Genomic DNA, 22,562 nt, shown 5'->3' on the forward strand with positions numbered 1-22,562 from the left:
CTGATGAGTTTTGTGTACTCTCAGACCTTGCCGTTAATCTAATTTAGAGCCACCTAAACAAGTCGGTGAGTCAGCAACCTGACCACTTTGCTCTGTAAATTCATCAGGAGTAAAAGTATGGATAGCCAATGCATGAATATGATTCGCTAACTCATCTTTTAGCACTTCATTAATTTGACGATGGCGTTGCAATAAACGTTTACCGCTAAACTCTTCACTTACTACAATCACTTTAAAGTGTGAATCGCTACCACGACTATGCATATGGCTTTCGTTCACCACATTAAGGTGCTTACACGCAATCGCATCAGCTAACTTGCTTTCAATCTGTTGTTGCATTGACATAAAACACTCATATTTTACTGGTTATTTATGTGCTTACTATATCAAGGCCACTACTATAAAGGCCAACAAATATTCATTTTTGAAAAATTGTTCGAAAAGTTAAGTTGATTCGAGGGTGTGCCAAACGTGTTTGTTTAGGAAGCGCATGTAGATATTGTTGCTGGCTAAGTCCATTCATAACCAAGCAACTCCCGCTGTGTAACGTAAGCGAAGTGACTTCCTTGGTTACTTTATGTTTTATTTTAAATACTCGTTCAGCCCCTAATGAAATCGATACAATAATAGGCTCATGGCCAAGTTCTGCTTCATCATCGGCGTGCCAGCCCATGCAATCATTCCCATCACGGTATAAGTTAACCAATAAGGCATTAAATCCAACATCAAATTGTTTATTTAATCGTAGTCGCATGGCATCTAATACATCTGGCCATGGTTCAACATTTAATGTCGAACCAGAATAACCGTAACGCACACCAGCATCAGCAATAAAACATTGCATACGTGGAATGGGATTCGTTTTCCCAAACACGGTCGTTTTTGGTTGCTGCCAAGTCAGTAAGTCGCGTAAATAGTAGAATAAATCGAGACTTTTTTGCGCACTTAACGCTTTTGCTTGGTAGTAAAAGCCATTTGGTAACATATGGGGGTTGGCCTTTTGCCGTTGCATGTTAGAATTTACCTATCATTTGATTACTGATCACTAACTATTATGACCACGCAAGCACAGTTCGGCGATAAAACATTTACTCTTGAACGTTTTCCATTGGATCAAAAAAACCGTAGCTTACAAGCTTGGGATTCAGCAGACGAGTACCTAATTGACTATGTTACTGAACATTATCCTGATTGTCGCTCTTTGCTGATTTTAAATGATAGTTTTGGAGCCTTGTCTTGTTATTTTAGTAAACAACAATTAACGGTTTGTTCAGTAAACGATTCTTATATTAGCCACCAAGCGGCGGCTTACAACTTAGCAGAAAATAAAATACCAACCACCGCATTTAGCCAGCTAGATAGCTTATCGGCTTTGCCTGAACACGTTGATTTAGTTATCTTAAAAGTGCCACGCACATTGGGCTTCTTGCAATATCAATTATCTGAGCTCAGCGAAGTACTTGCACCTGGCACTCCGGTTATTGGCGCAGCAAAAACCAAAGATGTACATAATTCAACAATTAAAGCATTCGAGCAATTTATTGGTGAAACTAAAACTAGTTTAGCAGTGAAAAAATCTCGCCTAATTATTAGCCAAGCGGAAGGTGGTTATAAAGCTGCTGATTTTCCTGTTAATTGGCCTCTTGAAGGCACTGATTTTACCATTAGTAATCACGCCAATGTGTTCTCGCGGGATTCTCTGGACATTGGTGCACGGTTCTTTTTTGACTTTTTACCACAAACCAATAAAGCAAAAAGTATTATTGATCTAGGTTGCGGTAATGGTGTGGTGGGTTTGATGACACTCGCACGCTGCCCTAACGCTGAAGTTACCTTTGTGGACGAATCATATATGGCGGTTGAATCAGCACGATTAACTGTAGAGCTCAATATGGAAGATAAGTTTGAGCAATGCCGCTTTATTGAAAATGATTGCTTAACGGGCTTTGAACGTGAAAGTGTCGATGTAGTGTTATGTAATCCGCCTTTTCACCAAGCACAAGCCGTGACAGATCACATTGCATGGCAAATGTTTAAACAAGCCAAAGACACATTAAAAAATGGCGGAGAATTACGTATTATTGGTAACCGCCACCTGGACTACCATGACAAACTAAAACGTATGTTTGGCAATTGTGAATTACTTGGTTCAAATAAAAAGTTTGTAGTATTAAGTGCCACTAAAAATAATGGAATGCTATAGCTATGATGAAATATGTTTTACCTTGTTGTGCTTTATTATCACTGTCGGCTTGCAGTAGTCAGCCTAATCAATTGATCTTAAATCCGCTCTATCAAGGTGGCAAATTAAGCTCAATTAATCAAAGTTTAAGTACCAGTGTTATTGATCTTAGAGGTGACCCAGCAACATTAAAATTAATAACCTCAGACAAAACCCAAACAATTGCCAGCCAAGGCCTTACTGAATCAATTAAAAGTGCCCTTGATAGCGCTCTTAGCCGAAACGGTGCAAGCATTTCAAATCTTGCGACTACTCGTTTTGAAGTTGATATTCATACACTGCAAGCCGTAGTAACTGAAAAAATGATGTCGCATACCAGCAATGCAAAGATTGAATTAGGTGTGCGTGTTATTCGCAGCGATAGTAACTTCAGTAAAATTTACCGTGGTAATGCAAGCCTTGAAGGACCACTAGGTCACGATAGAGCAAAAATTGAAGGACAACTCAATAAGTTGACTGAGCAGTTAATTACCCGCATGGTATCAGATCCTGAATTACTCGCATTTTTAGAAGGTTAACCATGAAACGTCTATTTTTATTATTTATATTAGTGCAACTTAGCCAAACCGTAATGGCAGCGACCGAAGGACGCTTTGTGCAAAAAAACAATATGTTCCCACGAGTTGAAATAACCACCACAATGGGGAAAATTATAGTCGAGATGGATCGCTCAAAAGCCCCTATCACCGTCAATAATTTTTTAACTTACGTGATGGATGGCAGCTATAAAGGCACCGTATTTCATCGTGTTGAACGTGATGTAGAAAACGACCGAGACTTTGTCATTCAAGGTGGTGGTTACGATAGAAATTACGACGGCGTTTATGAAGGCGATCCAATCTTTAATGAAAGCGGTAACGGTTCAAAAAACGATATGTACAGTATTGCCATGGCCTATCAAGATCGTCAACCTCATTCTGGTACTCGTCAGTTTTTCTTTAACATGGACAATAACGACCACCTAAACCCTGGTAAAGACTGGGGCTTTGCCGTGTTCGGTATGGTAATGGAAGGCTACGAAACGCTTGATAAAATCATGCAAGTTGAAACGGGATTTAATGAAAAAATTGGTTATGACTTTGTACCAAAAACCCCGGTTGTTATTTTAAATATAACTGTATTAGAGCCAACCCCACTATAACAATAAAAATAGCGGCCAAACCGCTATTGCCAATGAAGGCGTTATGACTAAAAGCTTGTCGGTATCAGAATATTTTTCGTACTTTAAAGATAAACGACTTATAAATGTGTTTATTTTTGGTATGAGCAGCGGTTTTCCTTGGGTCCTCATAGGCTCCGTGATGTCTGCGTGGCTAAAAGATGAAGGCCTCAGTCGCAGCATGATTGGCTTATTTGGCATTGTATTTGGTGCTTACAGCATTAATTTTTTATGGTCACCCTTAGTCGATAGAATACAGCTGCCGTTGCTGTATAACTGGCTAGGCCAGCGCCGTAGTTGGATACTATTTTGCCAATGCTTTATTTTGCTCGGAGTTATTTTACTGGCAGGATTAGATATCACCGCGCATTTAGCCATCGCAGCTGCGTTATGCTTATTAATTGCTATCGCCTCAGCGACTCAAGATATTGCTATTGATGCTTTTCGTATCGATACCCTCAGTGAAAACGAAAGCCATAAAGCAACCGCCGCAGCAGCGATGGCTACTTCTGGTTGGTGGAGCGGTTATGCTCTGCTAGGTGCTATTCCGTTTTATATGGCAGATATGCCAAGTATTGACTGGCCACAAGTGTATTACTTTTTAGCTATTGTGATGTTATTACTTATGAGTTGTGTATTTTGGGCAAAAGAACCTGAATCTAACCGCGAAGTTGTACATGCAGAACTAGAACGTATTTATCGGCAAAAGCTGGCGCTTGGTAAGCAAACACAATTAACTAAAGTTGCAGCATGGTTGGCTGTTACTGTACTTGATCCTTTTAAAACATTCTTCGCTCGTAATGGCGTGAAGACTGCACTTGCGCTGCTCGCTTTTATCTTTTTATTTAAAATTGGTGAAGCATTTCTGGCCCGTATGTCGATTGTGTTTTATAAAGAAGTCGGCTTTTCGAACACTCAAATAGCAAACTATTCAAAGCTCGGCACGGGGCTTATCACCATTGTGTTCGCATTTTTAGGCAGTATTTTTAATCACAAGTACGGCATCGTTAAAGGTTTGTTTATTAGCGGTGTGGCAATGGCTGCTTCTAACTTAATGTTTTCTTGGATCGCTCTCGCAGGCCCGCAAGAACACTTGTACGCAATGGCAATTGTCGTAGATGGCTTTACTCAAGCATGGTCATTAGTTGCTATGGTAGCATTTATATCTATGCTATGTGATCGCGCTTTTAGCGCAACACATTATGCTTTATTAGCGTCATTGGGGAATTTAGGACGAACCTTACTTTCAAGTTATAGCGGTGTGGTGATTGATGATTGGTTAGGTGGAAATTGGTCGTTATTTTTTATTTTGACTGCCCTGATGGTAATACCATCACTGATATTCTTATATCTTATTCGGCATAAATTGTATGAATTAGAAAATAGTTATCACGGTAGGAATTAATAAGGGAAAGAAATCATTTCACATCAATGAGAGCGCTTCCCTGCGCTTACAAAAAGAAACTAAATATTAGTCTTCTTTTAATAAGCCTAAACCTTCATACGGGTCGACTTCTAATGCATCACAATAACGTAAAAATTCAATTACGTCTAAACGGCGCTCTTGGTTTTCAATTTTGCCAATAAATGAATGTGGTGTACCAAGTACTTGAGCAAGGCTTCGCATTGTGTGACCTTTCTCGTGACGCTTAGTTTTAAGCCACTTGGTTAGTTTTGAGTTTTCTTCAGAAGAAACTGTTTTACCCATCATAAAAAACATCTCCTACTAGATGATTTAAAGTTAATTAATTAAGAGTGAAATTTGCCCGTCTCGCTCTTGGATACATTATATACTATTCAGACTCATGTGAAATAACTAATTTCAGCCGAGTACCCATTTAAGGAATCAGCTATTATAGATGAGCAGCTTTATTGTTAAAGTCACAACAAAACGCACGTTCTATAATTAGTTCCTTTTTAATGTAACAAATAATTAATTTAAATAAACCTTTTTTATGATTAATTATTTTTGACTTATAAATTAAATAGTTACATTATTAACTGTCCCTTTATTGTTAGGAGCAAGCGTTTATGTTCAGATTATTGTTTTTACTACCCATTATCCTCTGCTTAGTTTGGTACTTTTTTCTTAAATCAAATGGCGTACCGATCAAAAAAGGTAAGAAAGGCTTTATATATATTTTAGCGTTTTCTGCAATAGTGTTAGGTTTTTTTATTCTAATGCTCCAAGTCACTCACCCTACATAAATGAGTGACTTAAGCTAAAGTAAGCCAATTTGACGTTCACTTAGCATCTATAAACAAAAAATAAGCGCTAAAGTCAGCAAGGTTACAAAGCTCAGATCAGCAACAACAGCATCAGTTAATGAAATAATAGCTACGCAGTAATTTTAGATAAGAAGATTTTTTAGGTAATAAAAAAGCCGCTAGCTGCGGCTTTAATCAATTGCTTTAAACGCTGAAACTAGCGCCACACCCGCAGGTGGTAGTTGCATTGGGATTGGAAACAAAAAAGCGTGCGCCTTCAAGTCCTTCGGTGTAATCCACCTCACCATCAACTAAATATTGAATACTCATTGGGTCAACCACTAAGGTTACGCCATTTTTTACAATTTCTAAATCGCCTGGGTTTGCTTTTTCATCAAAAGTAAAACCATATTGGAAACCTGAACAACCTCCGCCTGTTACATAAACACGCAGTTTTAGATCTGGATTTTCTTCTTCGTCGATTAACTGTTTAACACGAACAGCAGCTGCATCGCTGAACTTAATGGGTAATTCTTCTGACATACCATAACCCTCTATACCTACATTGCTTTGATTATCTAATACCCGAGTGTTTTAATCAAGTATAGTAAACAACTACTAATTTCTTCTATAACTAGGTTGTCATCAGGAAAACCGATCCATCTTCAATAAGCTTGATCAAAAGTCACTTCTAGAGCTGACAATTTCACCTCGCATGTAATAGTGCTTTTTATCTAGCGCATCTGAATTTGTACTTTCATCATAATCAGTTACTGCAAAGCTCTCGACATCTGCATCATGGATGCGCTGAACACCATCAGACTGGCTATAATGATATACACCACTTTTATCCTTAATATAATTTCGCTCAATTCCCTCGAAAGAGTCAGGATCAAGCCCGTTTATTGCGCTGGTTTCATTTCCAGATAAATAATAAATATTACTTTTATCGCGAGCGAACTCATAGCTTGTAGTGAGTATTTCAAACGTCTGCAAGTCGGCCTCCGGTACAATAATATTTTCGCCATAAAAAATGTGGTTTTTATCTTTGGCATAACCGCTAAATAACGGTGTAAAAGAGTCGAAATCAACAGCTTTCAATATTTCATCATCATAGTAAACTGTATATTTCCCTTCTGTTTCTGAATAATTCCATTGTGGGAAGTCATCATCAAAATTTGAAAATGTTCGGGGATTTGCAGCTTCTATAATTTGATTTCTCAAGACCACTTGAGTGTCATTAAGCCAATATAATTTGTGACTGATTAATTGCCCTTTAATATTACGAGGGTCAACATCAGAAACCCGCTTCCCAAAATAATAAAAACTATGATTGTCGCTGGCATATAGTGACGTTGAATGTTCATTTTCATAGTCTTTGCTATCATAAGTAATGAAGCTATCAGGGTCTGCACCTGAAATCACTGTACCACTAAAATACACTGTATTATTAACAACAGCATAGCCACTATTTGGCACCCCTTTAATCATGTTAATAAACAAACTTGAATACCCAAAAACTACAAAAACAATGCAAACAACGACGGCACTTATTTTAGCTAATAAAAAACTGTTAATGCCTAAATAATTAATACCAAACAACCCAAATAAAATGAAGATGCCTACTGGGAAAAGCAAAAATAACATTACACTCAAAACTGCCGCTTTATTATCCACAGCTCCAGGAGCTGCAAGCATCATCGGTGACATCATCACCATTAAAGGCCAAGCCATTAATGCAAATGTAGTTATAATACTTAATAGTAGGTGCATAAAACCCTTCCAAAATTGAATATCCGTTTCTATGAGCTTGCAACTTACCCAAAGCCTTACTAAATATCAATTTGCTTTAAGTGAAATACCAGTAAAAATCTCAAGGACTTCCATTAACTATTTTGATAAACTGCCCGCTGAAATAGGTGGCGAGGAAATATGCATGTGGCTTGAAACGCTTAGGCGTCGCTTGGCAAAGCCAAAAACATCGGTGCAATTGTGCTTACTCGGCGTAAGTGCCGGACTCATTGCGGCGTTTTTGATCATTCTATTTCGCTTAACTATTCTATTTTTCCAAGGTTTATTCCTTGAAAATCCTGACGATTTTACTACCTTACCGCCTCTTGAGCGGGTTTTAATGCCTATTATTGCTGCCTTTTTAATTGCGCTATTTGCTGCTTTGACTGGTTTTAAACATTATCGATTAGGTATTCCCTTTGTTATTCACCGTATTAAACGCCATTACGGGCAAATGCCGTTATACAACACGGTAAATCAATTTGTCGGTGGTGCACTGGCATTGATCAGTGGTTTCTCGGTTGGCCGTGAAGGGCCATCTGTACATATGGGCGCAACCGGTGCAAGTTTGCTGGCCGATAAATTACATTTGCCTCATAACGCCATGCGGACACTCAGCGGTTGTGGAGTTGCAGCTGGTATTGCCGCATCATTTAATACACCACTTGCAGCTGTTATTTTTGTGATGGAAGTGGTGCTTAGGGAATACAAAGTACATATATTTGTGCCAATAATGCTCGCTGCAGTCACTGGTGCACTGGCGACGCAGTTTGTATTTGGTGACGCATCAGAATTAGCACTGATCACAGTGACGGCATTAAGTGGCTGGCACTATCCATTTTTAATCCTGTTTGGTATGGCTTTGGGCGCGGTTGCTTATGCTTTTAACCAAAATCTAATGTTGATCATTCGTACCTTCAAACCTTTGAGTATGTTTCCACGTTTATTGCTGGCAGGTCTGATTGCTGGCGGCATTGCTTATATGGTGCCACAAGCGATGGGTTCTGGTATGAGTGCAATAACTTTGGCCGTAGAAAGCCCTGATGATGTGCAACTATTAACCACTATTTTAATTGCTAAATTACTGGCGACATTATTTGCAATTGGCTTGGGTATTCCCGGCGGGATCATTGGCCCAGTGATTGGTTTAGGCGTACTGATGGGCACTTTAATGGCCTTTTTTGCACAATTTATTAGTCCCGGCGTTGATATCTCTGGTACTTATAGCGTCTTAGGCATGGCAGGCTTATTAGCCGCCACCTTACATGCTCCACTGGCTGCTTTAACGACGGTAATGGAGTTAACCTCAAGTCCTGAAATAATCGTGCCGGCCATGTTAGTTATCTCAGCGGCATACGTCACCGCATTACAAGTATTTGGCAATCGGTCGATATTTTTACAGCAGCTCGACTTTCAAGGTTTAGCCTATCATGTCTCCCCTGCCACCGAAGCACTGCAAAAAGTCGGGGTAATGGACGAGATGGATGAAAACTTCAAACTACTCTATTCAGATGATAAAGAACAAATAGAAAGCACCTTAAATGCTGTTGATAGCCAAACCCCGTTAATTGTTTATGATCCTGAAAATGGTTATCGCCTTGCAGAATATGATTTAAGTTTAATGTCAGATCAAAATATTTCGATCAACTACATCAGCTTGCAAGGGATCAGCAGTCAAGCTACTTTGGCCGATGTGTTTGATGTATTAAAAGATAAGCGCAGCGGAGCTGTGTATATTTATAACTTACTCGATAATCAACAAATTATGGGAATAATGCGCTGGGATCAGATCCGCCACATTCTTACCATACGTAATAGCTTACTGTAACTAACAATAAGAGAACATTATGAGCGCGCTACTGATCTACAAAGCCTTACATGTATTTTTTATGATTGCCTGGTTTGCTGGCATATTTTACTTACCCCGCCTCTTTGTTTATCACGCTATGAGCGAAGAAAAGTCCTGTAACTCCATGCTCAAAGTGATGGAGCGACGGTTACTGTATTTTGTGACGCCATTTGCAGTACTAACGGCGGTGTTTGGCGTGCTGACAATTGTTGAATATGGCCGCGACTGGTTTAAATACAGCATGTGGATGCACTACAAATTAGTATTAGTGATCGTGCTATACATTTACCATGGCTATTGTTTTAAATTACTGGCGGATTTTAAACACGACCGTAATACTCGCAGCCACCGCTTTTATCGTATTTTTAACGAACTACCGGTATTAGTGCTATTAGTCATCGTATTTTTAGCTATAACTAAACCCAGCTTGTAAAATTTGCTATATAACCAAACCACTTCAAGATGCAGAAACTCGCTTCTTGAGGTGGTTTGGGTATAATATTGCGCGATTGCGTGCCCATCGAAGATGGTTAATCGCGCCCCTTTTGAATGTGATAGGAACAGCCCCCATGTTAAGTTTCCAAGGTGAAAATATTCTTTCTGTCAATCAGCTCGATCGCGACTGTATTGAACGTATTTTTGCAGTAGCCAAAAAAATGGAGCCGTATGCTAAAAAGCAAAAACGCACCAATGTATTAGAAGGCGCAATCTTAGCAAACTTATTCTTTGAGCCAAGTACCCGTACCCGCGTAAGCTTTGGTACAGCCTTTAATTTATTAGGTGGTTTGGTTCGTGAAACAACGGGGATGCAAAGCTCTGCATTAGCCAAAGGCGAGTCTTTATACGATACCGCGCGCGTTATTTCAGCTTACGCCGATGCGGTCGCTATGCGCCATCCTGATGCAGGCTCAGTGGCTGAATTTGCTACTGGCTGCTCAGTGCCGGTGATCAATGGTGGCGATGGCCCTAACGAGCACCCAACTCAAGCATTACTTGATTTATTGACAATTGAGCGTGAACTACATCGCTTCGATCAAAAAATAGATGGTATGCATATCGCCCTTGTTGGTGATTTAAAATACGGTCGTACCGTGCATTCATTATCAAAATTATTATGTCATTATAAAGATATAAAATTTTCGATGGTGGCACCTGATGGCTTACAAATGCCTAGCTATATTCTTGATGCCGTCGATAATGCGGGCCATAAAATTGAAATCGTCGATAAAATGGAAGGTAACTTAGCCGCCGATATCGTCTATCAAACCCGTATCCAAGAAGAACGCTTCCCATCGCAAGAAGAAGCCAATAAATACCGTGGTGGTTTTAGAATTAGCCAATCAATTTATAACACCCACTGCAAACCAAACTCCGTGTTAATGCACCCATTACCACGCGATAGTCGTATAGAAGCCAATGAGCTTGATAACGATTTAAACCTTAATGACAATTTAGCTATTTTCCGCCAAGTACAAAATGGCGTGTTAATTCGCATGGCGCTGTTTGCATTGACACTCGATGTTGCCGATAAAGTAGAGCAATACGAAGTTGCTGTGCCTTGGTTTAGCCGTAAACGCGATAGTTAATTTTAACGTGACAACTAATAGGATTTTTTATGACAATTAGCCAAGATTTATTTGCCCGCGCACAACAATCGATTCCCGGTGGCGTTAACTCTCCAGTACGTGCATTTAATGGCGTTGGCGGCACACCGCTATTTATTACCAAAGCCCAAGGCCCATTTACATTTGATGCTGACGGCAACCGTTATATTGATTATGTTGGCTCATGGGGCCCGATGATCATGGGTCATAATCACCCAGCTATCAAACAAGCAGTGCTTGATGCGGTAGAAAATGGCCTAAGTTACGGTGCGCCAACAGAAGCTGAAATTCTAATGGCTGAAAAAGTAAAAGAGCTAGTACCATCAATCGAAAAAGTTCGTATGGTAAGTTCTGGCACAGAAGCGACCATGAGTGCAATTCGCCTTGCTCGCGGCTTTACTGGCCGCGATAAAATTTTAAAGTTTGAAGGCTGTTACCACGGACATGCTGATTCATTATTAGTGAAAGCTGGCTCTGGCGCATTGACTATGGGCGTACCAAACTCGCCAGGTATCCCTGAAGATTTTGCCAAGCATACATTAACTGTTTCGTTTAATAACCTTGATGAAGTAAAAGCTATTTTTGCCAAATACGCTGACGAAATCGCCTGTATTATCGTAGAGCCAGTTGCTGGTAACATGAACTGTATTCCACCAGTACCGGGCTTTTTAGAAGGCCTGCGTGCAGTATGTGATGAATATAAATCAGTGCTTATTTTTGATGAAGTAATGACCGGCTTTCGCGTAGCCCTAGGTGGTGCACAAGCCTATTACAACATCATTCCAGACTTAACCTGTTTAGGTAAAGTGATTGGCGGCGGCATGCCAGTAGGCGCGTTCGGCGGTAAAACTGAGATCATGGATTACATCGCTCCTGTTGGCCCAGTTTACCAAGCAGGCACTTTATCAGGTAACCCAATTGCTATGGCTGCGGGTCTAAAATCGCTTGAGTTACTGTGCGTTGAAGGACTACATGCTGATCTTGAAGCAAAAAGTAAAGCAATCTGTGAAGGTTTTGAAGCCGCAGCAAAAGCTGCAGGCATCGCCCTAACAACTAACTATGCCGGTGGTATGTATGGTTTCTTCTTTACTGAACAAGAGAAAGTAACCACTTACCAACAAGCAACTCAGTGCGATTTAGAACGCTTTAAAAAGTTCTTTCACTTGATGCTTGAAGAAGGCGTGTATTTAGCACCATCAGCATTTGAAGCTGGTTTTGTTTGCTCTGAACACTCTGAGCAAGAAATTGCCGATACAATTGCAGCAGCAAAAAGAGCTTTTGCTAAGCTTTAAACTATTAAACATAGAAAAGCCCGCAAGGGCTTTTTTTATGTCTAAAATAAACACCTGCTCCAGTAATTACTTTACTGACAGCTTGACCTAAGTTCATAATATGCGATCAAGTGTTTAAAAATGGCATACCCCATGAAATAAATACTATCTTAAAAAGTGCAGAGTAACATATGAGAAATATTACAAACCAAAGACAAGTATTGCATAGCTTTTAAAGTAACAGTCTGGATCTATACTTGAAGCGAAAAGTGATTTAAAAGAAGTAAATCTCTTTGCAGAACAAGCATAAAACTCAGCGCAATCAATATTAATTAATGTCAAACAGCTCCAAGAAATGTCAGAAACATTCACCAAAACAATGAACTATTTAAAATCATAGCAAGATAATAGCTGCGAAAGTTATTGCTGCTTCATTCCCGTTGCTGATGCAGCAGACGTTCTTAAAAGTTCATCTGCTCGCTCTTTTTCTCTTTTTCGTTGCGCTGCAGTAGTGCAGCGTTTTCTTTTAAGCTTTGAACCTGCGATAGCTTCCATATCACACTTGTAACTGTTCGTACTTGCTATTTCTTGCTCTTTCGCACTTTGGCTATCTGCCTTATTTGGTGTGCTACCACAAGCTGCAATTAACGCTACTAAGATAAGTAAAATACTCGTTTTCATCTTTTTTCCCTAAAAGTTTTATTCCTACACGGTGTAGGTTTAAGGAACATATCTTTAAAGCGTAAACTAGTCAATACTCAATTTTGCAGTGCTAGTAGAATCAAATTAGTTTTAACACCTGCTTTGTTATGTATTTAAAACAACCTAAATATCGTAATCAAGAGCAGCTTAGTTACAGCTTGGCCTTGGCTCAAATTCACTGGCTCTAAGTGGCAGTTGAATTACTTTACCGCAGCCCGGTGGCGCTTGCTTACCCGTTAATTCATTAATAAAAGCCCAGCGAATTGAAGGCGGACGAGTATCTGCTATTGCCTCAGGGTTGAGCGGCTTAAGATAACGAATATACGTTTCTAATGCACCAACACTGCCCGTTAAGCCTGTACTTTTATTATCATCACGACCAAGCCAAGCAACGGTTACTGTATTTTGATCAAACCCTGCATACCAACTATCACGTAGATCATTACTGGTGCCCGTTTTACCAGCCAGCTGAATTGATGGGAAATGGGCATTTAAACGTTTAGCAGTGCCATCTTTAGTGACTCGCTTCATCGCGTATTTAGTCATATAAACAGCGGCTTTATCAAAACGCGGTTCAGAACTAACTTGGTGCTGATAAAGCACCCGCCCAACAGAGTCGGTTAATGCCGAAATAGATGTTAATTGACGGTATTCGCCATCAGCCGCCAACGTGGTATAAAGCTGTGCGACTTCAAAGCTCGACATTTCAACGGCACCAAGCAGTAATGATGGATAATGTGATATTTGCTCTTTAGCGCCGAGTTTATTAAGTGTATTCGCGACTTTATCAACCCCGACATCAAGTCCCAAGTTGACCGCAGGAATATTGATACTTTGACTAAACGCTTTATATAGTGGCAGCATACCGCGATATTGATGATCAAAATTCTCTGGTTGCCATACTTTGCCTTGCTCATTAGTCACTTGTACTGGCGAGTCATCTAACAAAGTAGCTAAGTTATAATGCGGTAAACCCAAAGCTGTCAAATACACAGCCGGTTTAACTAACGAGCCTATGTTGCGCTTAGTATCAAGTACGCGGTTAAAACCTAAAAAGCGCGGATCGCGTCCCGCAACTAAAGCAGATATACCGCCTTTCTCTACATTCACTGAGATCATCGCCGCTTCAAGCTGCTCTGTCGTGGCGCGTTTTTCAAGGTAAGGTAGGCTTTTTTCAATTGCCTCTTCCATTGCCGCTTGTTTTTGGAGATCAAAATAAGTGAATACACGCACGCCCGCATCGAGTACTTCTTGGTCCGGTAGTAATTTTTTCAGCTCACGATCCACCAGCTCTAAATAACCAGGATACGATTTAGGCAAGCTGTCTTTCATAGGTGCAATATCAATTGGCCGCTTTAATGCAGCACGGTATTCGCGGGTATCAATTAATTTATTATCAACCATCAAACGTAGCACTAAATCACGACGTTCCATAGTGCGTTCAGGATAACGGCGTGGATTATAATATGAAGGGCCTTTCACCATCGCAACGAGTAGTGCAATTTGATCGAATTCAAGCTCATCAACAGGCTTAGAGAAGTAAAACTCAGAAGCTAAGCCCATGCCATGCACACCTTGGTTATACGATTGACCAAGGTATACTTCGTTTAGATAAGCTTCTAAAATTTGATCTTTTGAATAGCGATAATCTAAAATTAACGCGATCAACGCTTCGTTAAATTTACGGACCAGCGTACGATCACGGGTTAAATAAATATTTTTTGCCAGCTGCTGGGTTAACGTACTACCGCCTTGAACTGTACGCCCTGCTTTAATATTGCTGTATAAAGCCCGCATAATCGAAAACACGGATACACCGTGGTGCTGATAAAAGTTCTGATCTTCAACCACTAGCAAAGTATCGGTAAGCATCGGCGGAAATTTATCCAACGGCACAAACTCTCGATCTTGTTTTGAATCATTGCCTATGCGCGCAATTTGTACTGGCTCTAATCGAGCATTGTTTAAACGCCTGCCAAACTTATCTTTAATACTCGCGAGTTTTTGTCCTGCAAAGCGTAACTCAATAACCTGTGCTTGCTCTAAGCCATCATAAAATTCAAATTCACGACGGAAGATTTTAATACTATCGCCCGCTTTTACATACTGACCAGTTCGACTTAACTGATTGACCGATGAATAGTTTAGCCTATCAAGCTCCCACACCACTTCTTGGCTAGATAAGAATTGTCCTGGGTAAAAACCCATTGCTCGTGCATAAACTTGTGCTGGTAATTGCCATTTATTGCCTTCAAATTGACGCGTAATTTTGGCGTCCAGATAAATTAAATATAAGCCCATCGCAACAATGCCAGCTAAGCTTAGTTTCCAAAAAATAGACCAGACTTTGCGACCAATTCCACGTTTTTTTATATTCGCTGCAGACGTATTTTTAGTCGAAGTTTTTTTCACCGACTTAGACGCTGTGCTTGGTGCTTTCTTTGCCGGGCGTTTTGATGGAGTTTTAGTGGAGCGGGAGTCTTTTTTATCAGCCATTGACGTTGCTATTTATTTCCAGAGTTTAATTTACAGGTGCGAGCTTAGCATATAGCCTAACACCTGCAAAATTAACCTTGACTGAAACTACTTGCCCCGAACTTTGGGCATTAAATTTTTTAACCTCAGTTGCGGTGGCTTCATTTTAGCGTGTACACAACCACAATGAGTGGATCATTGCCGGTATAAAAAATATAAAGCACAAGACAATATTAATAATCAAATCTTTACCCACACCCGCTTTCAAAAACACAGCAACAGGTGGTAAAAATATAGACAAAATAATCAGTAATAGTTTGTTATCCATGCTTAACCTTATTTGTAGTTGGACTAATTTTTAAGCATAGTTACTTATTGTGATTTTTGCTGTTTTAATAAACTTTAATTAAAAAAATTTAGCCTCTGCGTATATACAAAAAAAGCCCTAATCTAAATTAGGGCTTTGCTTTGAACACACAATGATTTTAAAACTTTTTACTTTTACTTAGTTACTGCGTACCGAAACAAACTCAGGGTAAGCATCAATGCCACAATCGTGTTGATCCATACCGTTTAATTCTTCTTCCTCTGTTACCCGGATCCCCATGGTTTTCTTCAGTATTGTCCACACAATAAGTGAAGCAATAAATACAAAACCTAAGATACATACTAAGCCAATTAACTGGTTAACTAGGGTTGCATCAGTATTTGATACTGGCACTAAGATAATACCCAAGATACCGCACACACCGTGCACTGAGATAGCACCTACAGGGTCATCAATTTTAACTTTGTCTAGTGCTACAATGCTGAACACCACTAATGAACCACCTAAAATACCCAGTAAACAAGCAAGTAAAGGCGACGGTGATAATGGATCTGCGGTGATAACAACCAAGCCAGCAAGCGCACCATTAAGTACCATAGTTAAATCTGCTTTACCCCATAACACTTTACAAACAAACAGTGAAGCAATGGCACCGGTTGCCGCAGCAGCGTTAGTATTTAATAATATTTTACCAACTGCAGTCGCGTTTTCAGCATCAGAGATAAGTAGTTGTGAACCACCATTAAAGCCAAACCAACCCATCCATAAAATAAATGTACCTAATGTAGCCAATGGTAAGTTAGAGCCTGGAATTGGATAAATTTCACCATTTTTACCATATTTACCTTTGCGAGCGCCGAGCATTAATACACCGGCAAGTGCTGCAGCAGCACCTGTGCCGTGAACAATGGCTGAGCCTGCAAAATCAACAAAACCCATTTCAGATAAGAAACCGCCACCCCATGTCCAGTAACCTTCAACTGGGTAGATAAAACCAGTTAACACTACCGCAAAGGCTAGAAAAGCCCACAACTTCATGCGTTCAGCAACCGCACCCGATACAATCGACATAGCGGTTGCAACAAATACGACTTGAAAGAAAAAGTCAGATTCTAAAGAATGATTAGCATCAGCGGCTTGGGTGCCAATAAGCCCACCTAGAGATGGAATTAAGCCACCTTCAGCGTTGTCTACATACATAATGTTGTAGCCAACTAGTAAGAACATGGTACATGCGATGGCATAGAGCGCCACGTTCTTAGTTAAAATTTCAGTGGTATTTTTTGAACGCACTAAGCCCGCTTCGAGCATGGCAAAACCTGCTGCCATCCACATTACTAAAATACCCGACATTAAAAAATAAAATGTATCTAACGAAAACTTGAGTTCTACGATCGTGTTTTCCATAAAGCCCCCTTAAATTGCTTCTTCATCTAATTCACCCGTACGGATACGGACAATTTGATCTAAGTCGTAAACGAAAATTTTGCCGTCGCCAATTTTGCCTGTTGCTGCAATTTTGGTAATGGTCTCAACGACCCGTTGACAATTTTCGGTACGAGTAGCAATTTCCAGTTTAATTTTAGGAATAAAATCAACTTGATATTCAGCTCCACGGTACAACTCTGTATGACCGCGTTGACGACCAAAACCTTTGACGTCAACAACCGTCATCCCCTCAATGCCTAAATCAGCTAGCGCTTCTCGCACATCATCTAATTTGAATGGCTTTATTATTGCACTAATCATTTTCATAGTGGCCCCCTTCGGACGCTTATTGTTATCCTGTTTGCTAAGACAATCCAACCTTTGTGCCACTATTTTTAACGTTTTAAAAACAACAAATTACATAATAAAAACAAATTACCCGCATAAAAAATGCACCATATAGGTGCATTTTTTTAACATCTTAACTGTACTGGTGCAGCAATCTAGTTTTGTCTGACGACACAGTCTCTACTTTGTTCTTTAGCTTGATACAAAGCTTTATCAGCTAAGCGCATGGCACTTGTTAACGTAACATTTTGAAATTTTGTTAAACCAATACTCACCGTAATTGTAAATGCATCACCATTGATCACAAAATCATACTCAGACAACCGCACTCTAAACGCTTCAAGTAACTGGTAAGCTTGATCTAAATCTACATCAGTTAATACAATGGCAAACTCTTCCCCCCCCACGCGTGCAACGGTAAAATCTTTAAACGAACTACGTAATAAAGACGCCACTTGCTTTAATGCCTGATCTCCAGCTTCATGGCCAAATTTATCATTGATTGCTTTGAAAAAATCAATATCAAGTAATGCTAAACTATTGTTACGCGAGGTTTCTTTTAGCCGTTTTTCAGCAAATTGATAAAAATAACGGCGATTATAAAGGTTGGTTAAATCATCGCGAAAGGCACTTTCTTTAATATCTGCGATCAGTGACAGCTGCTCCATAGTCTGTAATACACGACAATGAAACTCTTCATTCATAAAGGGTTTGGTTAAAAAATCATTCGCGCCGAATTTAATAAACCGTGCTGATAAACCATGCTTACCCGCACCTGATAAGCCAATAATCGCTAAATCATCACGACCACGAAAATTTCGCACCGCTTTAACAAGCTCAAAACCATCCATTGTCGGCATCGCATAATCAGTTAGTAATAATTTAATCTCTGGATCATTTTTCAGTATTTTTAAAGCTTGCTCACCATCATGCGCATCTTGTACATCAAATAGCTGTTTTTCGAGCATTTGTTTCATTAATGAACGGCTTAAACGAGAATCATCAGCAATTAAGGCTTTGCAACCTTGGTTACGTAATAGCTGAGCGACTAATTTAACCGCATAATGATAAGAATCACGATTATCTTTTATTACATAATCGACTACCCCAAGCTCTAATATTTGCTGGCGTTTATATTCATCAATGGTAGATGTTAGTACTACGGTAGGGATCATTTGGTCTAAAGTATATTTAACAACTTCGCCATTCATCGCATCAGGCAGGGTTAAATCGACCAAAGCAAGCGTATACTGATGTTTTGCAATGAACTCTTTGGTCTCTGCAAGTGACCAAGCAAAATCGACAGCAACATCAAGATAATGAGCTGATAAGTGCCGCAAAACCTGCTGGACCACTTTACTATCTTCAACAACTAAAACTCTTTGCATATATCTTCTCTACACTTCAGGTGGACATTGCGAGGGTAAACTTTTTACGAGTAAAAACTAAAAGTCATAATAAGCAGTAATATACTTTATTATCAGCTTGAGCAAAATATATTGCTGAATATATACGCATAAAATAGAGTATTTACGTTACTGATAATATTTATGTCTAATGCTCACCGATTAATATCGTCGTCTAGTCTCATTCCCTTTGTTATTTACAAAAAAATTATCTTTAATAGGTTAACTATTGTTTAAAGGATCCACCATGAAGCTTATCAGTATCATTAGTGTCTCTGTGGCCATACTTACTTTGAGTGTAAGCACAGCCAGTTATGCAGAAAATCAACGTCGTATCGATGTCGATAGTAAAGTTGTCACCGAACATAAAGCGCGCATCAATGGCGAGCGTTTTTCATATACCGCAACCACAGGCACACAACCGGTATGGGATGACAAAGGCGATGCCGTTGCAACATTGCAATACACTTATTATGAACGCGATAAAGTTGACGATCGCACTAAACGCCCATTATTAATTTCATTTAATGGCGGACCTGGTTCTGCATCAGTATGGATGCACTTAGCCTATACTGGACCACGGGTATTAAAAATTGATGACGAAGGCTACCCTATTCAACCGTATGGCGTCAAAGATAACCCATACTCAGTGCTTGATGTTGCTGATATCGTTTACGTTAACCCAGTAAACACTGGCTACTCGCGTATTCTTGAAAACGATAAAGGTGAATTACCAAGTAAAGAGGCGCAAAAAAGCATGTTTTTTGGTGTCAATGCCGACATTAAATACCTAGCAGAATGGTTAAACACCTTTGTAAATCGCACAGAGCGCTGGCGCTCACCTAAATTTTTAATTGGTGAGAGCTACGGCACAACCCGCGTATCAGGCCTTGCCCATGAATTACAAAACAGTCAATGGATGTATATCAATGGTGTTGTGCTGGTTTCACCAACAGACATTGGTATTAAACGCGACGGTCCAATAAAAGCGGCTAACCGTCTACCTTACTTTGCTGCAACGGCTTGGTATCACAAAGCTTTAAGCCCAGCATTGCAAGCTAAAGATTTAGATGAATTACTGCCAGAAGTTGAAGACTTTACCGTTAACAAGCTAATTCCTGCACTTGCTAAAGGTGGCTTTATTAATGATCAAGAAAAACGCGCTATCATTAAACAAATGGCACTGTATGCCGGTGTATCTGAAAAGTTTGTTGCGCAAAACAACCTTGATATTCCTACCAACTTCTTTTGGAAAGAACTACTACGTGAGCGCGGTCAAACGTTAGGCCGTTTAGATTCGCGCTATTTAGGCATGGACAAGCGTGACGCTGGCGAATCTCCAGACTACTGGGCTGAGCTAACATCATGGTTGCATTCATTTACACCAGCCATTAATCACTACTTGCGTGAAGAGCTTAACTATAAAACTGACGTAAAATATAACCTGTTTGGTAATGTACACCCGTGGGATCGCAGCAATAATAATACCGGTGAAAATCTGCGTTTAGCAATGGCGCAAAACCCATACCTCAATGTGATGATCCAATCAGGCTACTATGATGGTGCCACTAACTACTTTGATGCTAAATACACTTTATGGCAACTAGATCCAAGTAGTAAAATGCGTGATCGCCTAAGCTTTAAAGGCTACCGCAGTGGCCACATGATGTATTTACGCCATGCAGATTTAGAAACATCAAATAACGATTTACGTGATTTTATTTTACAGTCACTACCAAAAGAAGGTGAAGCTGCGAAGTATTAAACAGCGCTTAAAACCACAGGATTAAAAAAGCCCGTTTTTACGGGCTTTTGTTTATCGATAATTCGGATATACTCAAACTATTGATTTTACGTTTTTGGAAAACACAGATGACTGAAAACTTCCGTGTTATGTATGCAGGTCTAGCTCAAGATATTGAGCGATCGAATGCGATTAAACAACTGGCTGTAAAGCTCAAAGCCCCTGAAAGTAAAGTAGCTGCATTTTTTGAAAACAACCCCCTATTTGCCCCTTGTGAAAAAGAAAAAGCGCTCAAGCAAGCAAAGCTACTTGCCAGCGTAGGCATCAAAAGTAAACTGCAACCAATAAACAATGCACCAGCGGTAAGTAGCAGCGATGCAACCAGCCAGCGAGATGAGCGTATTTTTAACGCCCTTGATTACATCACCAGTAGTTTAATTCGCATCGAAGAAAAGCTCGACGATCTAGAGCAACGCTTACCAGCCACCACCCAACAACCAGATCCTGATGAAGGCGACGAGTGGCAAACTGACGACCTATTGCTAGATGAAGAGCTGACAACGCCGATCAAAAAACGCAGTAACATGCTGCTGTATTCACTTATAGCTATGGTTGTTGTCTTGCTTGTAGTACTGGGATTGTCGTTTGCATTCCCTGATTTATTCAGTTTTATGGATAATTAACAGATAAAGCAAAAATAAATATGAGCGAAAAAAGAGCACTGATCCGCCAAAAAATCCGTAAAGCACGTAATTCACTGTCAAAATTTGAGCAAGAAATTGCCGCAGAATCGCTTAAAGTGAATTTTACTCAACACTTAAAACAGCAAAAAACTATTAAAAACGCCCATATTGGCATTTATTTTAGCAATGACGCAGAGCTAGATACCTCATTGTTAATAAAAGACCTTTGGACTAAAAACCACACCCTTTACCTACCCGTTATTCACCCATTTAACGGCACTACTTTATACTTTCAGCGCTATGAAGAAAATTCACCCATGAGGGCAAATCGCTATGGTATCTTGGAGCCTAAGTTAAATTGTAGTCAGATATGCCCACTTGCTGAGCTTGATTATCTGCTAATGCCATTAGTTGCATTTGATGATAACGGTAACCGGTTAGGGATGGGGGGTGGCTTTTATGATAAAACTTTGGCGCGCTACGAAAAAGAAAACTGGCATAAACCACAACTGATTGGCCTTGCACATCAATGCCAACATGTTCCAAGTTTACCGGTTGAATCGTGGGATGTACCATTAAATTACATAATCACACCACAGAAAATCTACCATTGGTAAGCAATTTATTTATATACTAATGGCAATCCCTCTCACCTATTGAGCACATAATCATGACACAAGATGAATTAAAAAAAGCAGCTGCTTGGGCTGCACTCGAATTTGTAAAAAAAGACACCATTGTGGGTGTTGGCACAGGCTCAACTGTAAACCATTTTATTGATGCATTAGGCTCAGTAAAAGACACCATACGCGGTGTGGTATCAAGTTCTGACGCTTCAACCGAAAAACTAAAAGCACTCGGTCTTGAAGTATTTGAACTCAATGATGTTGATGCCCTTGACGTGTACGTTGATGGCGCAGATGAAATAAATGCGCTGAACGAAATGATCAAAGGCGGTGGCGCAGCACTAACCCGCGAAAAAATAGTCGCAGCTGTAGCAAAACAATTTGTATGTATTGTTGATGAAACAAAAATAGTGGACACCTTGGGTGAATTTCCACTGCCGGTAGAAGTTATTCCAATGGCACGCAGTTATGTTGCTCGTGAATTGCTTAAACTAGGCGGCGATCCAGTTTATCGCCATGGCGTGGTAACAGATAATGGTAACGTTATTTTAGACGTACATAACTTGTCGATCAGCCAAGCAAAAGATTTAGAGCTGACAATTAACCAAATTGTTGGCGTAGTAACCAACGGCTTATTTGCCCACCGTGGCGCAGATAAAGTGATTATCGGTACCAAAAATGGGCCGCAAATTAGATAA

The 22,562-nt window shown here is 39.9% G+C and carries 23 protein-coding genes; 12 read left to right on the forward strand and 11 right to left on the reverse strand.

Features of this window, described 5'->3' with window-relative positions; genetic code table 11:
• Positions 1-33 precede the first annotated feature (33 nt).
• The gene (locus H5186_RS19325; protein WP_145241315.1) at positions 34-345 is read right to left on the reverse strand and encodes a BolA family transcriptional regulator; all 312 of its coding nucleotides are present in this window, start codon (positions 343-345) and stop codon (positions 34-36) included.
• 73 nt (positions 346-418) lie between these two features.
• Positions 419-1,012, reverse strand: a complete 594-nt coding sequence (locus H5186_RS19330) for an alpha-ketoglutarate-dependent dioxygenase AlkB (RefSeq protein ID WP_182794816.1) — start codon at positions 1,010-1,012, stop codon at positions 419-421.
• A gap of 42 nt (positions 1,013-1,054) precedes the next feature.
• Between H5186_RS19330 and H5186_RS19335 the strand changes: the two genes are divergently transcribed.
• From H5186_RS19335 to H5186_RS19350, 4 genes are read left to right on the forward strand one after another with little or no spacing between them, the layout of a single operon-like run.
• Positions 1,055-2,203 (forward strand): methyltransferase, encoded by a 1,149-nt coding sequence (locus tag H5186_RS19335; protein WP_145241311.1) that lies wholly within the window; start codon positions 1,055-1,057, stop codon positions 2,201-2,203.
• 2 nt (positions 2,204-2,205) lie between these two features.
• Positions 2,206-2,760, forward strand: coding sequence for a YajG family lipoprotein (locus H5186_RS19340; RefSeq protein WP_182731490.1), 555 nt, complete (start codon positions 2,206-2,208; stop codon positions 2,758-2,760).
• Positions 2,761-2,762: 2 nt separating this feature from the next.
• Positions 2,763-3,383 carry a peptidylprolyl isomerase gene (locus tag H5186_RS19345; protein WP_182719117.1) on the forward strand — a complete coding sequence of 207 codons (621 nt, stop codon included), beginning with the start codon at positions 2,763-2,765 and terminating at the stop codon, positions 3,381-3,383.
• A 43-nt stretch (positions 3,384-3,426) separates the two neighbouring features.
• Positions 3,427-4,806, forward strand: a complete 1,380-nt coding sequence (locus tag H5186_RS19350) for an AmpG family muropeptide MFS transporter (protein WP_182768067.1) — start codon at positions 3,427-3,429, stop codon at positions 4,804-4,806.
• A 66-nt stretch (positions 4,807-4,872) separates the two neighbouring features.
• Here the strand turns inward: H5186_RS19350 and H5186_RS19355 are convergent, their stop codons facing one another.
• The 3 genes from H5186_RS19355 to H5186_RS19365 form a co-directional block, all read right to left on the reverse strand.
• The gene (locus tag H5186_RS19355; RefSeq protein WP_016708680.1) at positions 4,873-5,112 is read right to left on the reverse strand and encodes a helix-turn-helix domain-containing protein; all 240 of its coding nucleotides are present in this window, start codon (positions 5,110-5,112) and stop codon (positions 4,873-4,875) included.
• Positions 5,113-5,813: 701 nt separating this feature from the next.
• The gene (gene erpA, locus H5186_RS19360; RefSeq protein WP_058560150.1) at positions 5,814-6,152 is read right to left on the reverse strand and encodes an iron-sulfur cluster insertion protein ErpA; all 339 of its coding nucleotides are present in this window, start codon (positions 6,150-6,152) and stop codon (positions 5,814-5,816) included.
• A 135-nt stretch (positions 6,153-6,287) separates the two neighbouring features.
• Positions 6,288-7,382 (reverse strand): DKNYY domain-containing protein, encoded by a 1,095-nt coding sequence (locus H5186_RS19365; protein WP_182794817.1) that lies wholly within the window; start codon positions 7,380-7,382, stop codon positions 6,288-6,290.
• A 163-nt stretch (positions 7,383-7,545) separates the two neighbouring features.
• On the opposite strand from H5186_RS19365, the gene H5186_RS19370 reads away from it, so the two are divergent.
• From H5186_RS19370 to hemL, 4 genes are all read left to right on the forward strand, one after another.
• Entirely contained in the window at positions 7,546-9,228 is a 1,683-nt protein-coding gene (locus H5186_RS19370) for a chloride channel protein (protein WP_145241292.1), read from the forward strand.
• A gap of 19 nt (positions 9,229-9,247) precedes the next feature.
• A complete protein-coding gene (locus H5186_RS19375) occupies positions 9,248-9,682 on the forward strand; it encodes a CopD family protein (protein WP_145241290.1) in 435 nt (144 codons plus the stop codon).
• A gap of 136 nt (positions 9,683-9,818) precedes the next feature.
• The gene (locus H5186_RS19380) at positions 9,819-10,835 is read left to right on the forward strand and encodes an aspartate carbamoyltransferase (protein ID WP_145241288.1); all 1,017 of its coding nucleotides are present in this window, start codon (positions 9,819-9,821) and stop codon (positions 10,833-10,835) included.
• Positions 10,836-10,864: 29 nt separating this feature from the next.
• On the forward strand, positions 10,865-12,145 hold the full coding sequence (hemL, locus tag H5186_RS19385) for a glutamate-1-semialdehyde 2,1-aminomutase (protein WP_149982051.1): 1,281 nt from the start codon (positions 10,865-10,867) through the stop codon (positions 12,143-12,145).
• Between the two features lie 399 nt (positions 12,146-12,544).
• Here hemL and H5186_RS19390 read toward each other — a convergent pair whose 3' ends face one another.
• The 6 genes from H5186_RS19390 to H5186_RS19415 all read right to left on the reverse strand — a co-directional run bounded on the left by H5186_RS19390 (position 12,545) and on the right by H5186_RS19415 (position 18,793).
• A complete protein-coding gene (locus tag H5186_RS19390; RefSeq protein ID WP_182719120.1) occupies positions 12,545-12,805 on the reverse strand; it encodes a hypothetical protein in 261 nt (86 codons plus the stop codon).
• Between the two features lie 168 nt (positions 12,806-12,973).
• Positions 12,974-15,322: a penicillin-binding protein 1B gene (mrcB, locus tag H5186_RS19395; RefSeq protein WP_182719121.1), complete on the reverse strand. Its 2,349-nt coding sequence runs from the start codon at positions 15,320-15,322 to the stop codon at positions 12,974-12,976.
• 145 nt (positions 15,323-15,467) lie between these two features.
• Positions 15,468-15,629 carry a YqaE/Pmp3 family membrane protein gene (locus H5186_RS19400; protein WP_145241282.1) on the reverse strand — a complete coding sequence of 54 codons (162 nt, stop codon included), beginning with the start codon at positions 15,627-15,629 and terminating at the stop codon, positions 15,468-15,470.
• 177 nt (positions 15,630-15,806) lie between these two features.
• Positions 15,807-17,036 carry an ammonium transporter gene (locus H5186_RS19405; protein WP_182719122.1) on the reverse strand — a complete coding sequence of 410 codons (1,230 nt, stop codon included), beginning with the start codon at positions 17,034-17,036 and terminating at the stop codon, positions 15,807-15,809.
• A 9-nt stretch (positions 17,037-17,045) separates the two neighbouring features.
• A complete protein-coding gene (locus tag H5186_RS19410; protein WP_149982054.1) occupies positions 17,046-17,384 on the reverse strand; it encodes a P-II family nitrogen regulator in 339 nt (112 codons plus the stop codon).
• Between the two features lie 176 nt (positions 17,385-17,560).
• Positions 17,561-18,793, reverse strand: coding sequence for a diguanylate cyclase (locus tag H5186_RS19415; protein WP_149982055.1), 1,233 nt, complete (start codon positions 18,791-18,793; stop codon positions 17,561-17,563).
• Between the two features lie 265 nt (positions 18,794-19,058).
• Between H5186_RS19415 and H5186_RS19420 the strand changes: the two genes are divergently transcribed.
• The 4 genes from H5186_RS19420 to rpiA all read left to right on the forward strand — a co-directional run bounded on the left by H5186_RS19420 (position 19,059) and on the right by rpiA (position 22,562).
• Positions 19,059-20,576 carry a S10 family peptidase gene (locus H5186_RS19420; RefSeq protein ID WP_149982056.1) on the forward strand — a complete coding sequence of 506 codons (1,518 nt, stop codon included), beginning with the start codon at positions 19,059-19,061 and terminating at the stop codon, positions 20,574-20,576.
• Between the two features lie 107 nt (positions 20,577-20,683).
• Complete coding sequence (locus tag H5186_RS19425; RefSeq protein ID WP_182740357.1) at positions 20,684-21,238, forward strand: hypothetical protein; 555 nt, start codon at positions 20,684-20,686, stop codon at positions 21,236-21,238.
• Between the two features lie 20 nt (positions 21,239-21,258).
• A complete protein-coding gene (locus tag H5186_RS19430; RefSeq protein ID WP_182719125.1) occupies positions 21,259-21,855 on the forward strand; it encodes a 5-formyltetrahydrofolate cyclo-ligase in 597 nt (198 codons plus the stop codon).
• A gap of 53 nt (positions 21,856-21,908) precedes the next feature.
• A complete protein-coding gene (gene rpiA, locus H5186_RS19435) occupies positions 21,909-22,562 on the forward strand; it encodes a ribose-5-phosphate isomerase RpiA (RefSeq protein ID WP_145241270.1) in 654 nt (217 codons plus the stop codon).

The sequence above is a fragment of the Pseudoalteromonas sp. SG41-2 genome, from assembly GCF_014164535.1.
Classification (GTDB): domain Bacteria; phylum Pseudomonadota; class Gammaproteobacteria; order Enterobacterales; family Alteromonadaceae; genus Pseudoalteromonas; species Pseudoalteromonas rhizosphaerae.

What these genes read in the sequence shown, in the direction of transcription:
- H5186_RS19375 (WP_145241290.1), top strand. Translation starts at nt 9,248, where the DNA reads ATGAGCGCGCTACTGATCTACAAAGCCTTACATGTATTTTTTATGATT.
- erpA (WP_058560150.1), bottom strand. Translation starts at nt 6,152, where the DNA reads ATGTCAGAAGAATTACCCATTAAGTTCAGCGATGCAGCTGCTGTTCGT.
- H5186_RS19365 (WP_182794817.1), bottom strand. Translation starts at nt 7,382, where the DNA reads ATGCACCTACTATTAAGTATTATAACTACATTTGCATTAATGGCTTGG.
- H5186_RS19400 (WP_145241282.1), bottom strand. Translation starts at nt 15,629, where the DNA reads ATGGATAACAAACTATTACTGATTATTTTGTCTATATTTTTACCACCT.
- H5186_RS19415 (WP_149982055.1), bottom strand. Translation starts at nt 18,793, where the DNA reads ATGCAAAGAGTTTTAGTTGTTGAAGATAGTAAAGTGGTCCAGCAGGTT.
- H5186_RS19420 (WP_149982056.1), top strand. Translation starts at nt 19,059, where the DNA reads ATGAAGCTTATCAGTATCATTAGTGTCTCTGTGGCCATACTTACTTTG.
- H5186_RS19350 (WP_182768067.1), top strand. Translation starts at nt 3,427, where the DNA reads ATGACTAAAAGCTTGTCGGTATCAGAATATTTTTCGTACTTTAAAGAT.
- H5186_RS19345 (WP_182719117.1), top strand. Translation starts at nt 2,763, where the DNA reads ATGAAACGTCTATTTTTATTATTTATATTAGTGCAACTTAGCCAAACC.
- H5186_RS19430 (WP_182719125.1), top strand. Translation starts at nt 21,259, where the DNA reads ATGAGCGAAAAAAGAGCACTGATCCGCCAAAAAATCCGTAAAGCACGT.
- rpiA (WP_145241270.1), top strand. Translation starts at nt 21,909, where the DNA reads ATGACACAAGATGAATTAAAAAAAGCAGCTGCTTGGGCTGCACTCGAA.
- H5186_RS19425 (WP_182740357.1), top strand. Translation starts at nt 20,684, where the DNA reads ATGACTGAAAACTTCCGTGTTATGTATGCAGGTCTAGCTCAAGATATT.
- mrcB (WP_182719121.1), bottom strand. Translation starts at nt 15,322, where the DNA reads ATGGCTGATAAAAAAGACTCCCGCTCCACTAAAACTCCATCAAAACGC.
- H5186_RS19355 (WP_016708680.1), bottom strand. Translation starts at nt 5,112, where the DNA reads ATGATGGGTAAAACAGTTTCTTCTGAAGAAAACTCAAAACTAACCAAG.
- H5186_RS19325 (WP_145241315.1), bottom strand. Translation starts at nt 345, where the DNA reads ATGTCAATGCAACAACAGATTGAAAGCAAGTTAGCTGATGCGATTGCG.
- H5186_RS19390 (WP_182719120.1), bottom strand. Translation starts at nt 12,805, where the DNA reads ATGAAAACGAGTATTTTACTTATCTTAGTAGCGTTAATTGCAGCTTGT.
- H5186_RS19330 (WP_182794816.1), bottom strand. Translation starts at nt 1,012, where the DNA reads ATGCAACGGCAAAAGGCCAACCCCCATATGTTACCAAATGGCTTTTAC.
- H5186_RS19340 (WP_182731490.1), top strand. Translation starts at nt 2,206, where the DNA reads ATGATGAAATATGTTTTACCTTGTTGTGCTTTATTATCACTGTCGGCT.
- H5186_RS19380 (WP_145241288.1), top strand. Translation starts at nt 9,819, where the DNA reads ATGTTAAGTTTCCAAGGTGAAAATATTCTTTCTGTCAATCAGCTCGAT.
- H5186_RS19405 (WP_182719122.1), bottom strand. Translation starts at nt 17,036, where the DNA reads ATGGAAAACACGATCGTAGAACTCAAGTTTTCGTTAGATACATTTTAT.
- H5186_RS19410 (WP_149982054.1), bottom strand. Translation starts at nt 17,384, where the DNA reads ATGAAAATGATTAGTGCAATAATAAAGCCATTCAAATTAGATGATGTG.
- hemL (WP_149982051.1), top strand. Translation starts at nt 10,865, where the DNA reads ATGACAATTAGCCAAGATTTATTTGCCCGCGCACAACAATCGATTCCC.
- H5186_RS19370 (WP_145241292.1), top strand. Translation starts at nt 7,546, where the DNA reads ATGTGGCTTGAAACGCTTAGGCGTCGCTTGGCAAAGCCAAAAACATCG.
- H5186_RS19335 (WP_145241311.1), top strand. Translation starts at nt 1,055, where the DNA reads ATGACCACGCAAGCACAGTTCGGCGATAAAACATTTACTCTTGAACGT.